General features: G+C 74.5%; 1 protein-coding gene. It reads left to right on the top strand.

Features of this window, described 5'->3' with window-relative positions; translation table 11 throughout:
* Nucleotides 1-560: HhH-GDP family DNA glycosylase (locus tag PV341_RS45260; RefSeq protein ID WP_500361087.1), on the top strand; the 560-nt coding region annotated here is incomplete at both ends.

Below are 560 nucleotides of genomic sequence, written 5' to 3' on the forward strand. Positions count from 1 at the left end.
GCCGAGGACGCCGGCATCAAGCTGAAGAACACCCCGCAGCCGCTCTACCAGGCGCTGGTGGCAGCCTGCCTGCTCAGTGCCCGGATCAAGGCGTCCGTGGCCACTGACGCGGCTCACGAGCTCTTCGCCGCGGGCATGCGCGACCCGCGCCGGATGCGCGACGCCACCTGGCAGCAGCGGGTCGACGCGCTGGGCAGGGGACACTACCGGCGCTACGACGAACGGACGGCGACGCAGCTGGGGGACGGGGCGGAGCTGCTCCTTGACCGCTACGGCGGCGACCTGCGCCGGTTGCGGGACGAGGCGGACGGCGACCCGGACGAGATCCGGCGCGCACTGCGCCAGGTTCCCGGGCTCGGGCCGGTCGGCGTGGAGATCTTCCTGCGGGAGGTACAGGCGGTCTGGCCGGAGACGGGCCCCCTGTTCGACGACAAGGCCCTGCAGGGCGCCAAGCGGCTCGGCCTTCCGGCTCGGCCGGAAGAGCTGGCGGCCCTGGTGCCCAAGGCCGCCCACGCGGTCTTCGCGGCCGCCCTGGTGCGGGCGGCGCTCGACCGCCACGT

The organism is Streptomyces sp. PA03-1a (genome assembly GCF_033792805.1).
GTDB lineage: Bacteria > Actinomycetota > Actinomycetes > Streptomycetales > Streptomycetaceae > Actinacidiphila.